Origin of the sequence: Streptomyces tendae (assembly GCF_008632955.1) — a bacterium.
Lineage (GTDB): Bacteria > Actinomycetota > Actinomycetes > Streptomycetales > Streptomycetaceae > Streptomyces.
In genome coordinates this window covers 6,871,482-6,893,440 of the sequence record NZ_CP043959.1, presented here as the reverse complement: position 1 = coordinate 6,893,440, position 21,959 = coordinate 6,871,482, and the positions used below count along the sequence as shown (strand labels likewise).

15 protein-coding genes and 1 pseudogene are annotated in these 21,959 nt (G+C 69.4%); 4 read left to right on the top strand and 12 right to left on the bottom strand.

What is annotated here, in order from left to right:
• The first annotated feature begins 157 nt into the window (after positions 1–157).
• Positions 158–775: a GNAT family N-acetyltransferase gene (locus F3L20_RS31625; RefSeq protein WP_150157154.1), complete on the top strand. Its 618-nt coding sequence runs from the start codon at positions 158–160 to the stop codon at positions 773–775.
• Positions 776–862: 87 nt separating this feature from the next.
• On the opposite strand, the gene trxA is transcribed toward F3L20_RS31625, so the two are convergent.
• The 7 genes and pseudogenes from trxA to F3L20_RS31590 all read right to left on the bottom strand — a co-directional run bounded on the left by trxA (position 863) and on the right by F3L20_RS31590 (position 10,671).
• Positions 863–1,195 (bottom strand): thioredoxin, encoded by a 333-nt coding sequence (trxA, locus tag F3L20_RS31620; protein WP_033273254.1) that lies wholly within the window; start codon positions 1,193–1,195, stop codon positions 863–865.
• 38 nt (positions 1,196–1,233) lie between these two features.
• The gene (gene trxB / locus F3L20_RS31615; RefSeq protein WP_150157153.1) at positions 1,234–2,202 is read right to left on the bottom strand and encodes a thioredoxin-disulfide reductase; all 969 of its coding nucleotides are present in this window, start codon (positions 2,200–2,202) and stop codon (positions 1,234–1,236) included.
• 194 nt (positions 2,203–2,396) lie between these two features.
• Entirely contained in the window at positions 2,397–3,311 is a 915-nt protein-coding gene (locus tag F3L20_RS31610) for an anti-sigma factor family protein (protein WP_150157152.1), read from the bottom strand.
• Positions 3,308–4,033 carry an RNA polymerase sigma factor SigM gene (gene sigM / locus F3L20_RS31605; protein WP_150157151.1) on the bottom strand — a complete coding sequence of 242 codons (726 nt, stop codon included), beginning with the start codon at positions 4,031–4,033 and terminating at the stop codon, positions 3,308–3,310. Before sigM ends, F3L20_RS31610 begins: the two co-directional genes overlap by 4 nt.
• A 28-nt stretch (positions 4,034–4,061) precedes the next feature.
• A pseudogene (locus tag F3L20_RS31600) lies at positions 4,062–5,761 on the bottom strand (serine/threonine protein kinase).
• Between the two features lie 141 nt (positions 5,762–5,902).
• Entirely contained in the window at positions 5,903–8,233 is a 2,331-nt protein-coding gene (murJ, locus tag F3L20_RS31595) for a murein biosynthesis integral membrane protein MurJ (protein ID WP_150157150.1), read from the bottom strand.
• Between the two features lie 44 nt (positions 8,234–8,277).
• The gene (locus F3L20_RS31590; protein ID WP_150157149.1) at positions 8,278–10,671 is read right to left on the bottom strand and encodes a DUF6049 family protein; all 2,394 of its coding nucleotides are present in this window, start codon (positions 10,669–10,671) and stop codon (positions 8,278–8,280) included.
• Positions 10,672–10,872: 201 nt separating this feature from the next.
• On the opposite strand from F3L20_RS31590, the gene F3L20_RS31585 reads away from it, so the two are divergent.
• Positions 10,873–12,339 carry a CCA tRNA nucleotidyltransferase gene (locus F3L20_RS31585; protein ID WP_167534648.1) on the top strand — a complete coding sequence of 489 codons (1,467 nt, stop codon included), beginning with the start codon at positions 10,873–10,875 and terminating at the stop codon, positions 12,337–12,339.
• 95 nt (positions 12,340–12,434) lie between these two features.
• On the opposite strand, the gene F3L20_RS31580 is transcribed toward F3L20_RS31585, so the two are convergent.
• From F3L20_RS31580 to F3L20_RS31565, 4 genes are all read right to left on the bottom strand, one after another.
• Positions 12,435–12,923 (bottom strand): LppU/SCO3897 family protein, encoded by a 489-nt coding sequence (locus F3L20_RS31580; protein WP_145829449.1) that lies wholly within the window; start codon positions 12,921–12,923, stop codon positions 12,435–12,437.
• A 123-nt stretch (positions 12,924–13,046) separates the two neighbouring features.
• Positions 13,047–14,309, bottom strand: coding sequence for an MFS transporter (locus F3L20_RS31575; protein WP_150157148.1), 1,263 nt, complete (start codon positions 14,307–14,309; stop codon positions 13,047–13,049).
• A 79-nt stretch (positions 14,310–14,388) separates the two neighbouring features.
• Positions 14,389–15,471, bottom strand: coding sequence for an inositol-3-phosphate synthase (locus tag F3L20_RS31570; RefSeq protein WP_150157147.1), 1,083 nt, complete (start codon positions 15,469–15,471; stop codon positions 14,389–14,391).
• 43 nt (positions 15,472–15,514) lie between these two features.
• Positions 15,515–16,198: a PadR family transcriptional regulator gene (locus tag F3L20_RS31565; RefSeq protein ID WP_150157146.1), complete on the bottom strand. Its 684-nt coding sequence runs from the start codon at positions 16,196–16,198 to the stop codon at positions 15,515–15,517.
• 396 nt (positions 16,199–16,594) lie between these two features.
• Here F3L20_RS31565 and F3L20_RS31560 point away from each other — a divergent pair, with 396 nt between their 5' ends.
• Entirely contained in the window at positions 16,595–19,204 is a 2,610-nt protein-coding gene (locus tag F3L20_RS31560) for a transglycosylase domain-containing protein (RefSeq protein WP_382687378.1), read from the top strand.
• A 102-nt stretch (positions 19,205–19,306) separates the two neighbouring features.
• On the top strand, positions 19,307–20,815 hold the full coding sequence (locus F3L20_RS31555) for a glycosyltransferase family 87 protein (RefSeq protein ID WP_150157145.1): 1,509 nt from the start codon (positions 19,307–19,309) through the stop codon (positions 20,813–20,815).
• A 106-nt stretch (positions 20,816–20,921) separates the two neighbouring features.
• On the opposite strand, the gene F3L20_RS31550 is transcribed toward F3L20_RS31555, so the two are convergent.
• Positions 20,922–21,953 carry an alanine racemase gene (locus tag F3L20_RS31550; RefSeq protein WP_024886248.1) on the bottom strand — a complete coding sequence of 344 codons (1,032 nt, stop codon included), beginning with the start codon at positions 21,951–21,953 and terminating at the stop codon, positions 20,922–20,924.
• Positions 21,954–21,959: the final 6 nt, after the last annotated feature.

The following is a 21,959-nucleotide window of genomic DNA, read 5'->3' as shown; positions in this document are numbered from 1 at the left end:
AGGCAGGGGCCATGCGAATGACGAGCCGCACCGGACTCATGAGCGCGGGGTTGGGGGTGGGCGTCGTCAGCGGCTTCATCGGCAGCCTGCTCAGAGAACGGAGTGCTCTGACAGCCGCCCGTATGGCAGCGGGCGAAGGAAGCGAGGAACAGGCTTCATGGGCCGTCGGCTCGTACCGCTCACGCTGGACAACCTTCCCGACCTCCCCCAGCGCTGTCGCTCGTGCGTCTTCTGGGAGCTCGACCCCGTCAGCGGCGAGGCAGCGGTAAAGGCGGGAACGTCCACCTTGGAGAAGGAGTCCTGGATCTCGGCGGTCCTTCTCGACTGGGGCTCCTGCGGACGGGTCGTCTACGTCGACGACGTCCCCGTGGGCTACGTCCTCTACGCGCCCCCGGCCTATGTTCCGCGCTCCACCGCGTTCCCCACCAGCCCGGTGTCACCCGACGCGGTGCAGCTGATGACCGCGTTCATCCTGCCGGAGTACCAGGGGCAGGGACTCGGCAGGGTGATGGTGCAGACGGTGGCGAAGGATCTGCTGCGCCGGGACTTCAAGGCGATCGAGGCGTTCGCCGACGCGCGGTGGACGGAGCCCTCCTGTGTGCTGCCTGCGGACCATCTGCTGGCAGTCGGCTTCAAGACGGTCCGCCAGCACCCGACCTACCCGCGGCTGCGACTGGAGCTGAGGTCGACGCTCTCCTGGAAGGAAGACGTCGAGATGGCGCTCGACCGGTTGCTCGGAGCCGTGCAGAAGGAACCGGCCCTGCGGCCCCTCTGACACCATTCACACGAATGGGCCGACCCGGTCGGGTCGGCCCATTCGTGTTTCACGTGAAACATGCGCTGCCGGGGAGGCGGTCGCTCACTACTCGGCGATGAAGTCCTCGAGGTCGCGCACGATGGCGGCCTTGGGCTTGGCACCGACGATGGTCTTGGCGACCTCGCCGCCCTGGTAGACGTTCAGGGTCGGGATGGACATCACGCCGTACTTGGCGGCCGTGCCCGGGTTCTCGTCGATGTTCAGCTTGACGACCTCGATCTTGTCGCCGTACTCCGCGGCGATGGCTTCGAGGGACGGAGCGATCTGACGGCACGGACCGCACCAGGCGGCCCAGAAGTCCACCAGGACAGGCTTGTCGTTCTTGAGGACGTCCTGCTCGAAGGAGTCGTCGGTCACGTTCTTCAGGGTGCCGGCCACAGCGGGCTCCTTAACTAGTGGTGCGTGGGGCGGGTGGGTCAGACAGTGGTCTTCTCGGGCTCGGCCTTCTCCTCGTCGGCCAGAGCGGCGAGGTAGCGCTCGGCGTCAAGGGCGGCCGAGCAGCCGGTGCCGGCCGCGGTGATCGCCTGGCGGTAGGTGTGGTCCACCACGTCGCCGGCTCCGAAGACCCCCGTGACGTTGGTGCGCGTCGAGGGTGCGTCGACCTTGAGGTAGCCCTCGTCGTCCAGCTCGAGCTGGCCCTTGAAGAGCTCGGTGCGCGGGTCGTGGCCGATCGCGATGAACAGGCCCGTCACCGCCAGGTCGGAGAGTTCACCCGTCTTGACGTTGCGCAGCTTCAGGCCCGAGAGCTTCTGGTCGCCCAGAACCTCGGCGACCTCGCTGTCCCAGACGAACGAGATCTTCGGGTCGGCGAAGGCACGGTCCTGCATGGCCTTGGAGGCGCGCAGGGTGTCACGGCGGTGGACGATCGTCACCGACTTGGCGAAGCGCGAGAGGAAGGTCGCCTCCTCCATGGCGGTGTCACCGCCACCGATGACGGCGATGTCCTGGTCCTTGAAGAAGAAGCCGTCACAGGTGGCACACCACGAGACGCCGCGGCCCGAGAGGGCGTCCTCGTTCGGCAGCCCGAGCTTGCGGTGCTGCGAACCGGTGGTCACGATGACGGCCTTCGCCTTGTGGACCGTGCCGGCGGTGTCCGTGACGGTCTTGATCTCACCGGTCAGGTCGACGGCGACGACGTCGTCCGGAACCAGCTCGGCGCCGAAGCGCTCGGCCTGGGCCCGCATGTTGTCCATGAGCTCAGGGCCCATGATGCCGTCCTGGAAGCCGGGGAAGTTCTCCACGTCGGTGGTGTTCATCAGCGCACCGCCGGCGGTGACAGCGCCCTCGAACACCAGGGGCTTCAGCGACGCACGGGCGGTGTAGAGCGCCGCCGTGTAGCCGGCGGGCCCTGAGCCGATGATGATCACGTTACGGACGTCGCTCACGGCTAGATTCCTCGTCTCTGGTCTGCGTCGTTCGACCGGTGGGAGCTTCTTTCGGAACTCTCACCCCACCCAACGGATCCTAAGGGGCCCGCATTCCCGCCGTGCCCGGGCACGCGCAGACGGCGCTCCGGCGGCAGGCCGGGGCCACACACCGTACGGGATACCACGCCGAGCGCGGCTCACGCGCCCGGCCGTCAGCGGGAGTAGGAGTGCTCCAGCAGCACCTGCGCGGTGGAGGACGGAGAGGCGTTCCGCACACACGTTGCTTCGACGATGTAGGCCGTCACCCGGGTGGCGTCCGACGCGTCGGGGAGGACAACGAGCAGGGCGTCCTTGCCCTGGTAGACACCTTGCTCGGTGGCCAGCGCGGCATTGTTGCGGCCGATGCCGTCCTGGATGCATGCGGGAACCGCGGGCTTCGTCAGCACCCGGGGGTTGGCGGCACCGGAATCCGATTCCAGTCCGAAGGTGTGGGGGGAGCGAGCTCCCTCGTCCTCCTCCGGGGTGCGCGCAAGAAGGTCGGCGACCTGCTTCTCCAGCTTCCCCTCGGAGAAGGTGTCCGCAGCGGTCGTCCGCTGTCCTTCCGGCGAGCTGCCGCTGTCGTTCATCGACGACAGCACGACGGAGCCGAAACCGAGGGCGGCGACGGCGAACACCGTCCCCCATACGGCGACCCGCCGGTTCCTCCCCCGCAAACGCGGCTTGCGGCCAGGACCCGTCGTCGACGAGCGGGGGCGGCCCGAGGGCCGCTCGGAAGGCGTCGGTGTTTCACGTGAAACATGCCGCTGATCGTCGCCGCTCACGACCGGAGCTGCGGGCATGGTCTGCTCTTCGCTGTCGGGCGCGGGCGCCGTGGCCTGCAGCAGGGCCTCGGCCGCCAGCGCCGCGTCGATGCGGCCCGCAACATCGGCCGGCATGCGCGGGGGGCCAGGAAGGGTGCCGAGGAGGCCCCTGATCTCTTCGAGAGAGGCATGGACGTCGGCGCAGAGGGCGCACTGGTCCAGATGCCTGCGTACGTCGTCCCGGCGAGCCGCGGGGAGCAGCCCTTCGGTGAGGTCGGAGATCTCCGCGACGTCCGGGTGCTCCGCCTTGTCGTTCGTCGACGTCACGCTCGCCCACCTCCGCCCTTCAGTGCAGCCGGGTCGTTCGATCCTGGGTCCGGCGGGTCCGGTCGTTGTGGACCCGCTGCGGGTGGGACGGACGCGCCCCTGGTCCGGTTCCGTGACCCTCCTCTCTGCTTGCCCTCGCTGGCGCCCTCCGGACGCAGGTGGGTGAGCAAGGGCAGGAGTCTCGCCCTGCCGCGGGCGCATCGGCTTTTGATGGTGCCGGTCGGCACGTCGAGGATGCGGGCCGCCTCGGCGACCGGGTAGCCCTGCATGTCGACCAGGACGAGTGCGGCCCGTTGGTCGGGCGGAAGGGTGCCCATCGCTTCGATGAGCTGGCGGTGCAGATCGTTGCGCTCCGCTGGAGCCGAGGCGGACTCGTGCGGCTCCAGCAGCTGTTCCAGGCGCTCGGCGTCGTCGACCGGTGCGGTCTTCCGTGAGGCGGCCTTGCGTGCGCGGTCCAGGCAGGCGTTCACCGTGATGCGGTGCAGCCACGTCGTGACGGCCGACTGGCCGCGGAAGGTGTGGGCGGCTCGGTAGGCGGAGACGAGGGCGTCCTGGACGGCGTCAGCGGCTTCCTCGCGGTCCCCCAGCGTCCGGAGGGCGACGGCCCACAGCCGGTCGCGGTGCCGCCGCACGATCTCACCGAAGGCTTCGGCGTCGCCGTCGACGTGCCGGGTGAGCAGGTCCTGATCGCTCACTCCGTCGTATGCGGCGCCGTCCGCCATCGGATCCCCTCCCTCGACGCAGCCGGCCTCAGCTGGTCACCTTGGCGTCCGCGATTCGGCCGCGCCACTTCCCGTCGTCTGCCTGCGTGGGCAGCTCGGTCAGCCAGACCAGCAGGTAACGGGTCTTCACCGTCTCCTTGGGCGTGAGGGCGACGGAGGTGCCCGACCCCTCGGCGACCTTGCTGTAGGAGTCGAAGGAGGTCGGTCGCGTCCCGGCGTCGTCGGGTGCGGCACGGAGCTCGACGGACGTGCTGCCGATGAAGGTCACGTCGACCTTGCCGACCTCCTGGCTCTTGCCGAGGTCGAGGATGACACCCACACCGGGCTTCAGCCGGCCGAAGTCGGAGGTCTCGTAGTAGCTCGTCTGCCAGTAGCTGTTCGGGTCACCATCGATGATCTTGGGCACGTTCTCCGGGTACTCGGAGCCGTCCGTGCCGAAGGGGTCGAAGTCGTGCACCTCCGCGACGGTGATGGGCTTGCCACGCACCGGCTTGTCGGCGTTCTTGTCGTCCCCGTCCGTCGTCTGGGTCTTGTTGGTGTCCTCGGACTTGCCGCCCTGCTCCAGCAGGGCGTCCGCGAGCTGCCAACTACCCAGACCCAGGGCGGCGATCAGGAGGGCCGAGACGGCCCACTTCAGCGCCTTGCCCGTGCGGCTCTGCAGCGGCGGGGGCGGGGACGGGGACGGCTGGCTGACGTGGGGCGTGCCGCCGGGCGGCCGTAGGCACCCTGCTGGTACGTGGTGCGCTGATAGTCCGGCGGGGTGGTGAACGCCGGCTCCGGCGGACGGATGCGGGGCATCTCGCCGATCGCCTTCACCAGCTCTTCCGGCGTGGTGCACGGCGACTCGTGACGGGAGGCGGTGGCACCGTCGTTGGCGAGTGCGCGCATGGCCAGTTCGGAGAGGCCGCGGTGGACGCCGGCGCGGACCTGGTCGGGCGGGATGAGGCCGATGTCCTTCGGCAGGCCGGCCATGCCGTAGGCGTCGTTCTCGTACGGCCAGCGCTGCGTCAGCGCCGCGTAGAGCAGCGCGCCGACCGACTCCGTGTCCGTGCGCTGCGGGGTGTCCGAGCTGACGCCGCGCAGGGCGGCGTTGACGGCGAGACCGCGGATGCGCCACTGACCGGTCGACGTGCGCAGGACGGCGTTGGGGTTGAGACGCAGATGGGCGAGGCCCTCGCGGTGGGCCGCCGCCATGGCGCTCGAGACCTGACTGACCATCTGGTAGGCGTCGTACACCTCCAGCGGTCCGGAGGCGAGCAGGGTGGTCAGCTCGGTGGCGTCGGGCAGCCATTCGTGCACGACGTAGACGACGTCGTTCTCCTCGACGGCGTCCAGGACCTGGACGAAACGCGGGTCGCCCAGCAGGGCCGAGGAGCGGGCCGCGGCCAGCACGGACCGGGCACGCGAGTGGTCCGCGGGCAGGATGTGCACGCCGACGGCACGGCGGAGCTTCTCGTCCACGGCACGCCAACTGCTGAACCCGTCCAGGCGGGTGACGCACTCTTCCAGGCGGTAGCGCCTGGCGAGTTTGTGGCCGCTGTGCAGTTCGGGTGGCGAGGTCGTCGCGGAACCCTCGGTCCCGGTGCTCTCCTGTGCCTCGTCGCTGTCCGTGTCCCGCTCCCGGTTCTTGGCCACCCCGTCGGCCGTGGACTGGTCCGCCTCCGCGGTCAGCGACTGCTCGCCGCTGTTGTCTGCCACGTCGACGGCAGCTGTGCTCCGTTCCGCCACCGTCGTTCCCTGCCTCCCCATCCATTGCGCGTCGGCCGACATCCGTCGCGCGCAGTCCGACGCCGAACCCAATTGTGCCCACAGTCCGCCGCTATGCACGACACGCGGGGGCCGATGATGGTTGTGCGCCTACCCCTCGTCTCAGCGTCCCAGGCGTCCGCGGACCATACCGACCAACGAGTTGACCTCCTCGATCCGCATCCGGCGCGCGGCCACGTAGAAGACGCCGAGCAGCACGGCACCGCCGCCCACCAGGGCGGCGAACGATCCCAGGACCTCCTGGCCCAGCACCTTGCTGATGCCGTAGCAGGCCGCGCCGCTGAGCAGGGCGGCCGGCACGGACGCGATGCACAGCCGGGCGTAGGTCCGCAGCACCCGGGCGCCGTCCAGGTCGCCGCCCAGCCGCTTGCGCAGCCGCCGCCAGGCCACGCCGACCCCGAGGGCGTAGGCCACGCCGTACGAGGCGGCCATGCCGACCACGGCCCAGCGGGGCGGGAGCACCAGGAAGCAGATCCCCGCGGCGACCGCGTTCGCGGCGGCCACGATGACCGTGTTGTAGAAGGGGGTCCGGGTGTCCTCGTAGGCGTAGAAGGCGCGCAGGACGACGTACTGCACGGAGTAGGGGATCAGGCCGAGGCCGAAGGCCATCAGCATGAAGCCCATGTTGGTGGCCTCGCTGGTGCCCGAGGAGCCGAAGATCAGGGTGCACATCGGGATGCCGAGCGCGACGAAGCCGAAGGAGATGGGCACGATGGCGACGGCGGTGGTGCGCAGGCCCTGGGAGATGTCGTCGCGGACGGCGCCTCCGTCGTCCTCCGCCGCGGAGCGCGAGATGCGGGGCAGGAGCGCGGCCATGAGGGAGACCGTGATGATGGCCTGCGGCAGACCCCAGATCAGCTGGGCGTTGGCGTAGGCGGCGAAACCGGTGCCCTCGACGTCCGAGTCCAGACCCGCGGCGGTGGACAGCTGGGTGACGACCAGCGCACCCGCCTGGTTGGCGAGGACGAAGAGGATGGTCCACTTGGCGAGCATCGCCGCCTTGCCGAGACCGTGACCCTTCCAGTCGAAGCGCAGGCGGATGCGGAAACCGGTCTCCCGCAGGTACGGGATCATCGCCAGGGCCTGCACGACGAGACCGAGCAGCACGCCGACCCCGAGGAGCCGCATACCCTCCGCCGGGATGGTCGAGACCTGCATCTTCGAGTCCGCGGCGGTGCCGTAGACCCAGATGAACGTGCCGAGCGTGACGATGATGACGATGTTGTTCAGGACCGGGGTCCACATCATCGCGCCGAACCGGCCGCGGGCGTTCAGGATCTGACCCATCACCACATGGACGCCCATGAAGAAGATCGAGGGCAGGAAGTAGCGCGTGAAGGTGACGGCGACATCGTTGGCCGCGGGGTCCGTGGCGACGGGGTTCGACAGGGCCCGCACCAGCAGCGGGGCGCCCAGCCAGGCCAGCGCGGTGAGCAGGGCCAGCGCCACCATCACCAGCGTCAGCAGGCGGTTGGCGTAGGCCTCGCCGCCGTCCTCGTCGTCCTTCATCGACCGCACCAGCTGCGGCACGAAGACCGAGTTGAGACCGCCGCCGACGGTCAGGATGTAGATCATGGTCGGCAGCTGGTAGGCGACCTGGAAGGAGTCACCGAGCAGGCCGAGGCCCAGGGCCGACACGATCAGCGCGGACCGGATGAATCCCGTGAGGCGGGACACCATCGTGCCCGCCGCCATCACGGCACTCGACTTCAGCAGGCCACCGGCGCGGCCGCCCTTCTTCGGCGCGGGCGCGGGTTCCGGGACCGACGGCTCGGCGGCGGGCGGCGGAGTCGCTCCCCCGTAGTGGCCGGGCGTGGGGGACGTGGGTCCGGGCACCGGCGCTGCCGCGTACTGCTGCGGGTCGCCCGCGGGCTGTCCGGGGTGCGCGGCGGCCCCGGGGTACGCACCGGCCTGGGGCCGGGCGTACCCCCCGCCCTGCTGGTCCGGGAAGGCCCCGCTCTGCTGCTGGTCACGGAAGAGATGCGCGAAGGCGTCCGGTTCGTGGCGCTGCTCCCCGGCCTGGCCGACCAGGTCGTCCACGCCGACGTACTGCGTGGTGCGCGGGTCGTCGCCGTAGGGCAGGTACTGGGTCGGACCGTCCGGCTCCGGGGCGGGTGTGCGGGCCCACACCCGAGGGTCGGGCGCGTACGGGGACTGCGGCGGCTGCCCGTACAGGGGCTGCTGCGGGTGCTGGGCCGCGGGCGGGGGCGGCGGGTGCGCCGACCGGTCGTAGAGCGCCTCCGCCACCGGGTCCTGGGCGGCGATGTCCTGCGCCCGGTAAGGGTCCTGGTCGTAGGCGTCCTGGACGTACATGTCGGCGGGTGGCTGTGACGCCTGGTCGTGCCCGGGCGGCGGACCCCCGGCGGGGTCCGACTCGGGATGGCCCGAGTTGGCCGCGGCACTGCCGCGGTCACCGTCGTACGGCGCGTTCATGGTTACCCCACCTCATCGTCCCGGGCCGACCGGCCACGACATCCTCAACGGTCCACTCTCTCACCCGTGCCGGACGGGTCGGCGCTTTCCGGTGCGGTGTCCGGGGCCGGGTCACTCGGCTGCTCCGGGGCGTCCTTCCGAGGGCCCGGACGGGACTCCTGGGTGGGACGCCTCTCGGAGGCTTCGGGGTTCTTCGGGTCGTCGGCGTCCTCGTCCGCCGCCTGGTCCTGTTCCTCGGCCTCGCGGGCCGCGGCGCGCTTGCGCTGGGTGTACATCCGGAACCCGGCCAGGACGAGCAGCAGGACGCCGCCGCCGATGACCAGCATCACGGTCGCGGTGATCTCCGTGACCTTCACGTCGAACGTGACGGGCTGACCGTAGGGCCGTCCGTCCTGCGTGTACAGCTGGGCGACCACGGTGGCCCGGCCGTTGGCGTTGGCAGACGTGGTGAACTTCACCGACTGGCTGTGGCCGCCGGAGACGGTGACGGGCTGCTCCTCGTAGGCGTTGCCGTCGATCTCCAGGCGGGTGGGGTTGGTGGAGGTGAGCCGGAGCACCAGGTGCTCGACCCCCTGCACCAGGTTGTTCTGCACCGTGACGGGGATCGTGGCACTGCGCCCGGAGAGTTTCGTCTCCGACTTGTCGATCAGCCGGACCTGGCCGCTCAGCCCGTCCAGATACGCCTCGACGCCGCTGCGGTAGATGGCGGCCTCTGCGGGCCGGCCGCGCCACGAAGCCGCCATGCCCCGGTTCAGGGCCCGCCCGAACGGCGTCACCACGCGGGACTGGTCGGAGAGGATCACCTTGAACCGGTCGAGCTTGTCCTGCGTCCTGGCGATCTGCTCGAAGGCCGACTTCGGCAGTTCCTGCCTGCGCAGCGACGACGGGTATGAGGAGGCCGAGGGCACCTCGGTGCCGGCGGCCGGGTCCGGCTTGGACTTCGCGGCGGCCGTGAGGTCCTGCGGCTGCGACCAGGTGCTGTCCTGCAGAACGCTGATGGCCTCCGCCATCGTCTGGGCCTGGGCGGCGGACGGGGTGCGCTGCGGTGCGACGACGACGTTGCGCGGACGGTCGGTCTGCAGGGCGAGGGTCAGGCTCTGCGCCAGGAAGCGCTGCACCGCCTGGGTGGAGGCGGAGGCCTTGGTCATGTCGCCCCGGAAGGCGGTGGACAACCGGCCGTCGGCGACCACGGCCGTGGTCCCGCCGCCGATCGGCCGGGGCGCGGTGGGCGTGTAGGTGAGGTCGCGGCCCTCCTCGAAGGTGTCGCTGCGGGCGATCACCTTGTCGGCTCCGGCGGAGGTGGAGACCTTGATGACGGAAGGGTCGACGGCGCCCTCGACGGGCCAGGCGAAGTCCGTGGTGGGCTTCACATGGAGGATCGACTCCACCGTGCCGGCGGCGACGTCGGTGGCTTCCTTGAGGTGGCGGAGCGAACCGGTGACGGACGTGCCGCGGTGGGCGAGGGACGCCAGGTCCGGGTCGCCGAAGGGCAGCGCGACGACCTCCTTGTCCGTGACCGCCTTCTGCACCTCGGTGAGCCAGCGCTTGGCGACTGCCTGATGGCCGCCGACGACGTTGTTGTCGTCCTCGGTCTCGCCGGGGATCTCGTACCGGGTGGTCATGGCCTCGACGGAGGCCAGCAGGTCCGGGTCGATCACCCAGGTGACGTCGAGGTCCTGGCCGAGGGCCACCATCCGGTCCAGCCGGCCGCCAGGGGAGATCTCCGCGGCGAGCTCGTCGTCGTGGAAGACGGGCGTCTGCTCCTCGTCCGAGCCGGTCTCCGCCGTCATGTGGACGGTGGAGATCAGCGGCCACATGAACGTCGTCTTCGTCTTGGTGCCGGCGTCCTGGGGCTGCCACGGCAGGAACGTCCGCCGGACGCCGAGCGTGTGCTCCCAGGGCTCGTCGGAGGTCTCCCCGGCGAGGGAGACCGACAGCTCGTAGACACCGTCGTCACCGAGGTCCAGCGCGTTCGCCGGGACGGAGATGGAGTAGGGCTGGGAGACGCCCGGGGTGAGCTTGGAGAACTTCTCGGAGTACTTGTCGTCGATCTCCGCGCCGAGGGGGCTGTCGACGTCTCCGGCGTTCTTCGCCACCCTGTCGATGCTCGACCGGGTGTCCAGCAGCGGCCCGACCCGCAGGCCGACGGAGGCGTCGGTGACGGCCCGTTTGCCCTTGTTGGTCACCGTCCCGGAGACGGTGACGGTGTCGTCCTCGCTGGGAGCGGAGGGTGTGAGGGAGTCGACGGAGACAGCCACCGATCCGTCGTCGGAGGCGGCCCGCGGCGCGGCCGGTACCGCGGCTTCCGCGGGGGACGCGGCGGGCAGCTGAAGCAGCCCCGCCACGAGGGGCGCCCCGGCGAGCAGGGCACCGGTGCGCCGCAGCCAGCGGCGGGCAGGTGAGGGACTGGTCCCCTGGAAGTCTGCCGCCTCGGCCACGCGCTCGCCCGTCCCTTGTCGTCGTCAGTGGTCGTCGGAATGTGCGTCCAGGCATGGTAACGATGTGCGGGGAGGGGAAGTGCCGCGGACCGGTGTCCAAGATCGAGCGGCGCGAGCCTTGTCCATGATCGCCACAGGTGTCCGTCCCTGCGTCATTTTCGGGGCGCTCCGGGCCGTTCGGGCCACGTACTCTCTTCTGTTGTGCCGAACGCCAACGAAGCAACCAGTGCCCTGAGCCAGGTGCAGGACCGCGCCGTGAGTGAACTGCTGCGGGTCGCCCCTGTCGCCGACGACCTAGCCCGCCGTTTCCAGGAGGCGGGGTTCTCACTCGCCCTGGTCGGCGGCTCGGTGCGGGACGCACTGCTCGGCCGCCTCGGCAACGACCTGGACTTCACGACCGACGCCCGCCCGCAGGACGTCCTGAAGATCATGCGTCCCTGGGCGGACGCCGTCTGGGACGTCGGGATCGCCTTCGGGACGGTCGGAGCGCAGAAGGAGGCGCGCGTCGGGGACACCGACCGGAGCTTCCAGATCGAGGTGACCACCTATCGCTCCGAGGCGTACGACCGCACCTCCCGCAAGCCCGAGGTCTCCTACGGCGACTCCATCGAGGAAGATCTCGTGCGCCGTGACTTCACGGTGAACGCGATGGCCGTCGCCCTCCCGGAAAAGCGGTTCATCGATCCGCACGGGGGCCTCCAGGACCTCGCGGAGCAGGTGCTGCGCACGCCGGGGACGCCTGAGGAGTCCTTCTCGGACGACCCGCTGCGGATGATGCGGGCCGCGCGATTCGCCGCCCAGCTCGACTTCGAGGTGGCCCCCGAGGTCGTCACGGCGATGAAGGAGATGGCCGGGCGCATTGAGATCGTCTCCGCCGAGCGTATCCGGGACGAGCTGAACAAGCTGATCCTCTCCGAGCACCCCCGCAAGGGCCTCACCCTGCTTGTGGACACCGGGATCGCCGAGTACGTGCTGCCCGAACTCCCGGCCCTGCATCTGGAGCGGGACGAGCACCACCGGCACAAGGACGTCTACGAGCACACGCTGATCGTTCTGGAGCAGGCGATGGCCCTGGAGGAGGAAGGTCCCGACCTGACCCTCCGGCTGGCCGCCCTGCTGCACGACATCGGCAAGCCCCGTACCCGCCGCTTCGAGAAGGACGGCCGTGTCTCGTTCCATCACCACGAGGTGGTCGGGGCGAAGATGACCAAGAAGCGCATGACCGCGCTCAAGTACTCCAACGAACTGGTGAAGGACGTCTCCCAGCTCGTCGAGCTGCATCTGCGGTTCCACGGGTACGGCACGGGAGAGTGGACGGACTCCGCCGTCCGCCGCTACGTCCGTGACGCGGGGCCGCTGCTGAGCCGCCTCCACAAGCTGACCCGGTCGGACTGCACCACGCGGAACCGTCGCAAGGCCGCCGCTCTCTCCCGTGCGTACGACGGCCTGGAGGCGCGCATCGCCCAGCTCCAGGAGCAGGAGGAGCTGGACGCCATCCGCCCGGACCTCGACGGCAACCAGATCATGGAGATCCTGGAGATCAAGCCGGGGCCGGCGGTCGGGCAGGCCTACAAGCACCTGTTGGAGCTCCGGCTGGAGAACGGTCCTATGGGCCACGAAACGGCGGTCGCGGCACTCAAGGAGTGGTGGGCCGAGCAGCAGGGATGACGACAGAAACGGGGTCATGTTTCACGTGAAACATGACCCCGTCCATGAGTCGGGGGGCGGTGTTTCACGTGAAACACCGCCCCCCGGATCTCTTTCTACTTGTCCTTCAGGCAGAGCAGGAAGCTCTTGCTGCCGTTGGTCTCCGTGTACACGTACTCGAAGTCCTTGGCCTCGGCCTCGCACTTGCTCTGGGCCGTGATGCCCGAGAAGTTGCCCTCGATCTTGGCCAGCACCTTGTACTGCGCCTTCGTGTCACCGCAGTCCACGACCTCGAGGTCCGGGTCGTTGTCGTCGGTGCTGCCGCGGTGCATGCAGTCGCCCACAGCGGCCGCGCTGGCGTCGTCACGGCTCGCGATCCACCCACCGATGGCTACACCGGCGACGATCAGGACGATGACGATGTTCTTGATCGTCTTGAAGCTGATCTTGCGACCCTGCGGCTGCTGCGGCGGCACCGGCGCCCCGGGCGGGGGGAAGCCAGGCTGGCCGGCCTGCTGCGGGAAGGGGGCCTGGCCCTGGGGCTGGCCGTAGGGCTGCTGCTGGCCCTGTGCGAACGGGTTGCCCTGGGGCGGCGGAGTGGTCACTTGGGGGTCCCCCTAGAACATAGAAACGTGACGCGAAAGGCGCGCTGGTAAGACCCACGTAAGCTACCGGTCCCCACGGACAACTCTGAAGCGAGTTCAGCCACTGTGGCGCTGATGTGACACTTACTGGCGCTCAAACCGGGCCATAGTTACCGCAACCGCCCCGTAGATAACGGCGATTGTTACCACCAGTGGGACCGAGCGGCCGTCCGGAGGGAGCATCAGGGCGGCCACGGCAGCCGCGCCGACGAAGGCCACGTTGAACAGCACGTCGTACACCGAGAAGATCCGGCCGCGGAACTCGTCGTCCACGGAGGCCTGGACGATGCTGTCCGTGGCGATCTTCGCGCCCTGGGTCGTCACGCCGAGCACGAACGCCCCTGCCAGCAGAGGCCCGGAGGCGAAGGGCAGACCGAACGCCGGCTCCAGCACGGCCGCCGCCGCGGCACACGTCACGATCCAGCGGCCCGGGCCCAGCCGCCCCGCGGCCCACGGCGTCAGCACGGCCGCGGCGAAGAAGCCGGCGCCGGACACGCCCAACGCCAGCCCCAGCAGCGCGAGTCCCTCGTCCGTGGTCGACGTCAGGTGGTACCGGCAGAGCATCAGCAGCATCACGAGCATCGCGCCGTAGCAGAATCGCATGAGGAACATCCCCGTGAGCGCCCAGGCGGCGTCCCTGCGTTGAGGGGCCGCCAGGTGACGCACGCCGGCGGCCAGACTGCCGGCGGTGCCGGAGAGAGCCGCGGACAGCCGGGGGTGCACCAGGGCACGGTCCGGTCCGAGGGCTTCTTTGGCGATGCGCAAGGCCGCCAGCGCCGCGCACAGGTACAGCGCGGCACCCACCAGCACCACGGCGGCGTCGGAGTCGGCGACGACCAGCCGGACGACGAAGGCCAGACCGCCGCCCGCTGTGGCGGCGAGCGTCCCGGCCGTCGGCGAGAGGGAGTTGGCGATGACGAGCCGCTCGCCGTCCACCACACGGGGCAGCGCGGCGGACAGCCCGGCGAGGACGAACCGGTTGACGCCGGTGACGCACAGCGCGGCCACGAACAGGAGCCAGTCGGGCACCCGGGCGAGGATGAGGACAGCGGTCACCGAGGCCATCAAGGCACGCAGCAGATTGCCGTGGACGAAGACCTGACGGCGCCGCCAGCGGTCCAGCAGGACGCCTGCGAAGGGGCCGACCACGGAGTACGGCAGGAGCAGGATGGCCATCGCGGAGGCGATCGCCGCGGCCGAGGTCTGCCGCTCCGGTGAGAAGACGACGTAGGCGGCGAGCGCGACCTGGAAGACGCCGTCGGCGCCCTGGGAGAGCAGCCGGACGGCCAGCAGGCGTCGGAAGCCTTGGAAGCGCAGCAGTACGCGCAGGTCACGGACGACGGCCATGGGGCACAGCCTCACATATGAAGAGGGTCTCCGGGACACACGACCCGGAGACCCTCGACTGCCCGCAGCGGGTGAGGCCTTAGCGCTCGACCTCGCCCTTGATGAACTTCTCGACGTTCTCCCGGGCCTGGTCGTCGAAGTACTGCACCGGCGGCGACTTCATGAAGTACGAGGACGCCGAGAGGATCGGGCCGCCGATGCCCCGGTCCTTGGCGATCTTCGCGGCGCGCAGGGCGTCGATGATGACACCGGCGGAGTTCGGGGAGTCCCAGACCTCGAGCTTGTACTCCAGGTTCAGCGGGACGTCACCGAAGGCGCGGCCCTCGAGGCGGACGTAGGCCCACTTGCGGTCGTCCAGCCAGGCGACGTAGTCGGACGGGCCGATGTGGACGTTCTTCTCGCCGAGGTCCCGGTCGGGGATCTGCGAGGTGACGGCCTGCGTCTTGGAGATCTTCTTGGACTCGAGGCGGTCACGCTCGAGCATGTTCTTGAAGTCCATGTTGCCGCCGACGTTCAGCTGCATCGTGCGGTCCAGGATGACGCCCCGGTCCTCGAACAGCTTCGCCATGACGCGGTGCGTGATGGTGGCACCGACCTGCGACTTGATGTCGTCACCGACGATCGGGACGCCCGCCTCGGTGAACTTGTCCGCCCACTCCTTGGTGCCGGCGATGAAGACCGGGAGGGCGTTGACGAAGGCGACCTTGGCGTCGATGGCGCACTGGGCGTAGAACTTCGCCGCGTCCTCGGAGCCCACGGGCAGGTAGCAGACGAGGACGTCGACCTGCTTGTCCTTGAGGACCTGCACGACGTCGACCGGCTCCTCGGCGGACTCCTCGATGGTCTCCCGGTAGTACTTGCCGAGACCGTCGAGCGTGTGGCCGCGCTGGACCGTCACACCGGTGTTGGGGACGTCGCAGATCTTGATGGTGTTGTTCTCGGAGGCGCCGATGGCGTCCGCGAGGTCGAGACCGACCTTCTTGGCGTCCACGTCGAAGGCGGCGACGAACTCGACGTCGCTGACGTGGTAGTCGCCGAACTGGACGTGCATCAGGCCCGGCACCTTGGACCCGGCGTCGGCGTCCTTGTAGTACTCGACTCCCTGCACCAGCGATGCGGCGCAGTTGCCCACGCCGACGATGGCTACGCGAACCGAACCCATTCCGGTTGCTCCCTGTGTGTACGAGTGAGGCCCTTGCGGACTCTCACGTGGCGGTGTCGCCGGGCGTATCCGGCCGGGAGTCGTCCCCCGGCCGGGGCAGGTCGCCCGTCGCTCCAGATGTGGTGTCCTGCTGAGCGGGCCCCCCGGCGGCGGAACCCTTGAGGTCCCGTCCGGCCCGCTCGCTCTCGATGAGCTCGTTCAGCCAGCGCACTTCGCGCTCCACGGACTCCATCCCGTGGCGCTGGAGCTCAAGCGTGTAGTCGTCGAGGCGCTCCCGGGTCCGGACCAGGGAGGCGCGCATCTTCTCGAGGCGCTCCTCCAGCCGGCTGCGGCGGCCCTCGAGCACGCGCATCCGGACGTCGCGCGACGTCTGCCCGAAGAAGGCGAACCGCGCGGCGAACGTCTCGTCCTCGTAGGCGTCCGGTCCCGTCTGGGCGAGCAGCTGTTCGAAGTGCTCCTTGCCCTCGGCCGTCAGCCGGTAGACGATCTTGGCGCGCCGCCCCGCGAGCGGAGCGGCGAGGGCGTCCTCGGTGGTGTGCCCCGGCTCCTCGATCAACCAGCCGTTGGCGACCAGCGTCTTGAGGCAGGGGTAGAGCGTCCCGTAGCTGAACGCGCGGAACACACCCAGTGACGTATTGAGTCGTTTGCGCAGTTCGTACCCGTGCATCGGGGATTCGCGGAGCAGGCCGAGTACGGCGAACTCGAGGATTCCGGAACGCCGGCTCATCGTCGCCTCCCCTCTGCCCCGGTCGTGCCGCGATGGGCTCGTGTGCGGCGCGTGGCCGCCCTTATGTCGCGCTGATGTATCGACTCGATACATCACGACGATAGAACGACCTTCCGGGTGCGACAAGAGGGGGGAGGGTGAACGGGATCACATCACCGTTTCGTTGCGAGCAAGTTGCCTGATTTGAGGTGAACTTCTGGACCCGGTGGGTTTTGGCGGTGCGTAGTCTGTGCGCCATGCAGACCACCGGGAACCGAGTGACGACTGGGGGCGTCCCTGTCCCCGGTGCAGTACGGGTGAATGCGCCGAGCGCGGCATCCGTACTTCGGGGGGACCGGAAACCAGCCGCCGTTTCCAGGCGCGCAGAAGTGCGCCTGCCCGAGGAGTAGTCGTTCGATGAGCGAGCACCGTCGCAAACCGCCGCAGCCGCAGGGAGGCGGACGTGCCGCGGCCCGACGCGGCCAGTCCGGCTCGTCCTCCGGCCGCCGAGCGGCACCGCGAGGCGCCACCGGGTCTCCGTCCGATGCCTATGGGTCGGGTGCCCACGGCGCGGGGGATGAGGCCCGTCCGTACGGCAGCCGCGCCGAGGCGCGGCGCGCGGCACAGCGGGGAGGGGCCCGCCGCGCAGCGGGTCCCGCACGGGGACGAGGCCGCGCGGCCCCGCCCGACAAGAAGCGGATCATCGACTATCCGCGCTACGACAAGGACGGCTGGCGCCGCTGGATGCCGTCCTGGAAGCTCGTGTCCGGTCTGTGCCTCGCCTTCTTCGGCGGTCTCGTCGCCGTGGCGGGCATCGGTTACGCGATGGTGAGCGTCCCCAGTGAGGAGAACGCCGCGGCGCGGTCCGAGAACAACGTCTACTACTGGGAAGACGGCACCCAGATGGTCGCCACCGGCAGCGGCCAGAACCGTCAGAACGTCACCATCGACCGGATCCCCGAAGCCATGCGGTGGGCTGTGATCTCGGCCGAGAACAAGAGCTTCTACACCGACTCCGGCATCGACCCCATGGGTATCGCCCGAGCGCTCGGCAACATGGCGCGCGGTGGCGACACCCAGGGCGGTTCCACAATCACCCAGCAGTTCGTGAAGAACACCTACCTGACCCAGGAGCAGACGCTCTCCCGGAAGTTCAAGGAGATGTTCATCTCGATCAAGGTGGGCACCAAGCTCTCCAAGGACGAGATCCTCCAGGGCTACCTCAACACCTCGTACTACGGCCGCGGCGCCTACGGCATCCAGGCCGCCGCCCAGACCTACTACGGGAAGGACGCGGTCGACCTCACGCCCAGTGAGTGCGCCTTCCTCGCGGCCCTGCTCAAGGGCCCGACCTACTACGACCCGGCCGGCAACCAGAGCATCGACAGCTCGGCCACGCCCGAGGCCAACCGCGAGCGCTCCGAGGAACGCTGGGGCTGGATCCTCGAGCAGATGCACACCGACGAGCGCATCTCGGACGCCGAGTACAAGACAGCGGTCAAGAAGTACCCGGAGCCCCAGGGCCGCAAGGCGACCAAGGGCATGACCGGCCAGATCAGCTACCTGGTCGACACGGCCAAGCGCTACGTTCTGAAGAACTCCGAGATCACGGAGGCGCAGTTCGACCAGGGCGGCTACCAGATCTACACGACCTTCGAGAAGGACAAGGTCGAGGCGCTGGCCAAGGCCGTCAAGAAGGTCGAGAAGGAGAACATCGACCCGAAGCGCGAACTGGACCAGCACGTCCAGTTCGGCGCGGCCACGGTGAAGCCCAACGACGGCGCGATCGTCGCTCTGTACGGCGGTGCCGGATTCGAGAACGGCCACTTCAACAACAACGCGGACACCTCGGGTATCCCGGTCGGATCGACGTGGAAGCCGTTCGTGCTCGCCGCCGCGATGCAGTACGGCACCTACAAGACCGACGGCGTGGGGATCTCGCCGGCCAGTAAGTACAACGGCAACGACCGCCTGAAGATCCGGAACAACGACGGCTCCTTCGTCCTCAACAAGGACCAGTCGCCGTTCCTGCAGAAGAACGAGGGCCCGTTCCCGTGGGGCTTCATCAGCTTGCGGAAGGCGATGGAGCAGTCGGTCAACACCCCGTTCGTGCAGCTCGGCATGGACGTGGGGATGAAGAAGGTGGCGGACGTCGCGCAGAAGTCCGGCATTCTCAAGGACAGCTTCGCCGGACTGAACGCCTCCTTCGCGCTCGGTACGTCGACGCCCAGCGCGATCCGTATGGCGGACGCGTATGCGACGTTCGCGGCCTCCGGCAAGCAGGCGGACCCGTACTCGGTGACCGCTGTCAAGCACCGGGGTTCGGAGCTGCCCGGCTTCGAGAAGCCGCGGATCAAGCAGGCGATGCCCGAGAACGTGGCGAACAACGTGACCGACGTGCTCGAGAACGTCATCGAGAACGGAACCGGCTACCACGCACAGGACCTGGGTCGGCGTGCCGCCGGCAAGACGGGTACCACGGACGAGAACAAGTCGGCCTGGTTCGTCGGCTACACCCAGCAGTTGTCGACCGCGGTCGCGATGTTCCGTGAGGATCCCAAGAGCCACAAGCTGCTCTCCATGAACGGCACGGCGGGCAAGGACTCGATCCACGGTGGTGACATCCCCACCGAGGTGTGGACCGAGTTCATGAAGGCCGCGCTCAAGGGAGAGTCCGACCCAGGATTCCCCAAGGCCGAGAAGATCGGCGAGGTCGCGGACGGCATCGGCGCTCCGTCGCCGTCGCCCTCCGTCACGGAGACCGAAGAGGAGACGCCGTCGGCGCCTCCGACGCCCACCGAGACCGTGACCACCCCGCCGCCGCCCACGGAGACCGAGACCTGCGATCCGTTCGACTTCCGTTGCCGGGACGAGGACGAGGAGACCGGCGGGACCGGCCCAGGTGGCAGCGACAACGGAGGCACCGACGGAGGCGCGAGCTCGTCCCCCGATCCGACGGACTCCGAGGATCCGGGAGGCCCCCGGGGCGGCGGTAACGGCGGCTTCCTCGGAGGCGGCAGCGGCTGAGCCTTTCCTCGCCCGACTTGGGTGTTTCACGTGAAACATGGGCCGGCGTACCCCCGACGGGGTACGCCGGCCCTCGGCGTATCACCGGACTGGTACGGCAGGATGTGCGGCATGCCCAGTGGAAAAACGACGCAAGCGAGCGCCTACGAAACGGACCCGGTGCGGCCGACGGAGGAAGACCGGGTCGCGGCGTCCGGCAGCGAGCTGATCGGGGGACCGATCGGGCGCCGTGCCCTGCTCGGCAGGTCCTGGTGGACCCCGGTGCGGGTGATCGCGCTGGTGGCGATCGGCATGTTCGCCCTGGGGCTGGTGCAGAAGGCGCCCTGCTACAACGGGGCGTGGTTCTTCGGTGCCAGTTCGCAGTACACGCACGCCTGCTACTCGGACATCCCGCACCTCTACCAGGGGCGTGGTTTCGCCGACGGTCTGGTGCCGTACTTCGACCAGCTCCCCGGGGACATGCAGTACCTCGAGTACCCGGTGCTGACGGGCGTGTTCATGGAGGTCGCCTCCTGGCTCACTCCCGGCAGCGGCAGCATCCAGGACCAGGAGCAGTGGTACTGGATGGTCAACGCAGGGATGCTGATGGCCTGCGCCGCCGTCATCGCCGTGTGCGTGACGCGGACGCACGCCCGGCGGCCCTGGGACGGCCTGCTCGTCGCCCTGGCTCCGGCCTTCGCACTCACGGCCACCATCAACTGGGACCTGCTGGCGGTGGCTCTGACGGCCGCGGCGATGCTGATGTGGTCGCGGGGCCGGTCCCTCGCCTTCGGGGTCCTCCTGGGCCTCGCCACGGCCGCCAAGCTGTATCCCGTGCTGCTGCTCGGTCCTCTGCTCATGCTGTGCTGGCGCGCGGGCCGCTGGCGGCAGTTCGGTACGGCGCTCGTCGGGGCCGTCGTCGCCTGGCTCGTCGTGAATGTTCCGGTGATGCTGTTCGCCTTCGAGGGCTGGTCGAAGTTCTACACGTTCAGCCAGGAGCGCGGGGTCGACTTCGGGTCGTTCTGGCTGATCCTGGCGCAGAACTCCGACGATCCGCTCAGCACGGAGACGGTCAACACGTTCGCGACGCTGCTCATGCTGTTGTGCTGTGCGGGAGTGGCCGCTCTGGCGCTCACGGCTCCGCGCCGGCCGCGCTTCGCCCAGCTTGCCTTCCTGATCGTCGCCGCGTTCATCCTCACCAACAAGGTCTACTCGCCGCAGTACGTGCTGTGGCTCGTGCCGCTGGCGGCGCTCGCCCGGCCCAAGTGGCGGGACTTCCTGATCTGGCAGGCCTGCGAGGTGGCGTACTTCCTGGGCATCTGGATGTACCTCGCGTACACGACCAGCGGGGACGCCCACAAGGGCCTGCCCACCGACGGTTACCACTGGGCCATCGGCGTGCACCTGCTGGGGACGCTCTACCTGTGCGTCATGGTCGTCCGCGACATCCTGATGCCGGAGCGCGACCCGGTGCGCAGCTCAGGCGACGACGACCCGTCCGGCGGCGTGCTGGACGGCACCGAGGACGTGTTCGTGCTCGGTCCCGCGGCCCGCCCGGCGCGGCACGCGGCCCACTTCGAGGGCCCTCAGGTCGAGTGGGGCCGGACGGGAGCCACCGGCGGTTCGCTCTGAGCGAACAGACTCCGCGCGGGCACTCCGCCGCGTCCGTCCGGCACCCCCACCGGAACGCACGAAGGGCCGTGCACGGAACTCCGTGCACGGCCCTTCGTGTGTGTCGTCAGCGGTCGACGAGCCGGTCGAACTGCGTGGTGGTGTGCCGCAGATGGGCCACCAGCTCCTCGCCGACCCTGGGCTCCGGCGCGTCGGCCGGCACGAACAGGATGGACACCTGCATGTGCGGCGGCTCGGCGAACCAGCGCTGCTTACCGCCCCACACGAACGGCGACAGGTTCCGGTTGACCGTGGCGAGGCCCGCGCGGGCCACGCCCTTGGCGCGCGGCATGACGCCGTGCAGGGCCTTGGGGGCCTCCAGCCCGACCCCGTGGGACGTTCCGCCCGCCACGACCACCAGGTAGCCGTCGGAGGCGGCCTTCTGCTGGCGGTAACCGAACCGGTCCCCCTTGGTGACGCGCGTGACGTCCAGAACCGCGCCCCGGTACTCGGTGGCCTCGTGGTCCCCCAGCCAGAGCCGGGTACCGATCCGTGCGCGGAAACGGGTCTGCGGGAACTGCTGCTGAAGACGCGCGAGCTCGTCGGCCTTGAGGTGGCTCACGAACATCGTGTGCAGCGGCAGGCGGGCCGCCCGCAGGCGGTCCATCCAGCCGATGACCTCCTCGACGGCGTCGGAGCCGTCGGTGCGGTCCAGCGGGAGGTGGATGGCGAAACCCTCCAGCCGGACGTTCTCTATCGCGGCGTGCAGCTGGGGCAGGTCCTGCTCGCTGATGCCGTGCCGCTTCATCGACGACATGACCTCGATGACGACGCGCGCACCGACCAGGCCGTACACGCCGTCCACCGACGACACCGAGCGGATCACCCGGTCGGGCAGCGGCACCGGCTCCTCGCCGCGGCGGTACGGCGTCAGCACCAGCAGGTCACCGCCGAACCAGTCCTTGATCCGGGCGGCCTCGTACGTCGTGCCGACGGCCAGGACGTCCGAGCCCATCCGAGTGGCCTCCTCGGCGAGCCGCTCGTGGCCGAAGCCGTAGCCGTTGCCCTTGCAGACGGGGACCAGTCCCGGGAACTGCTCCTGCACGTGCTTGTGATGCGCCCGCCAGCGCGCGGTGTCGACGTAGAGCGTGAGCGCCATGGCCGG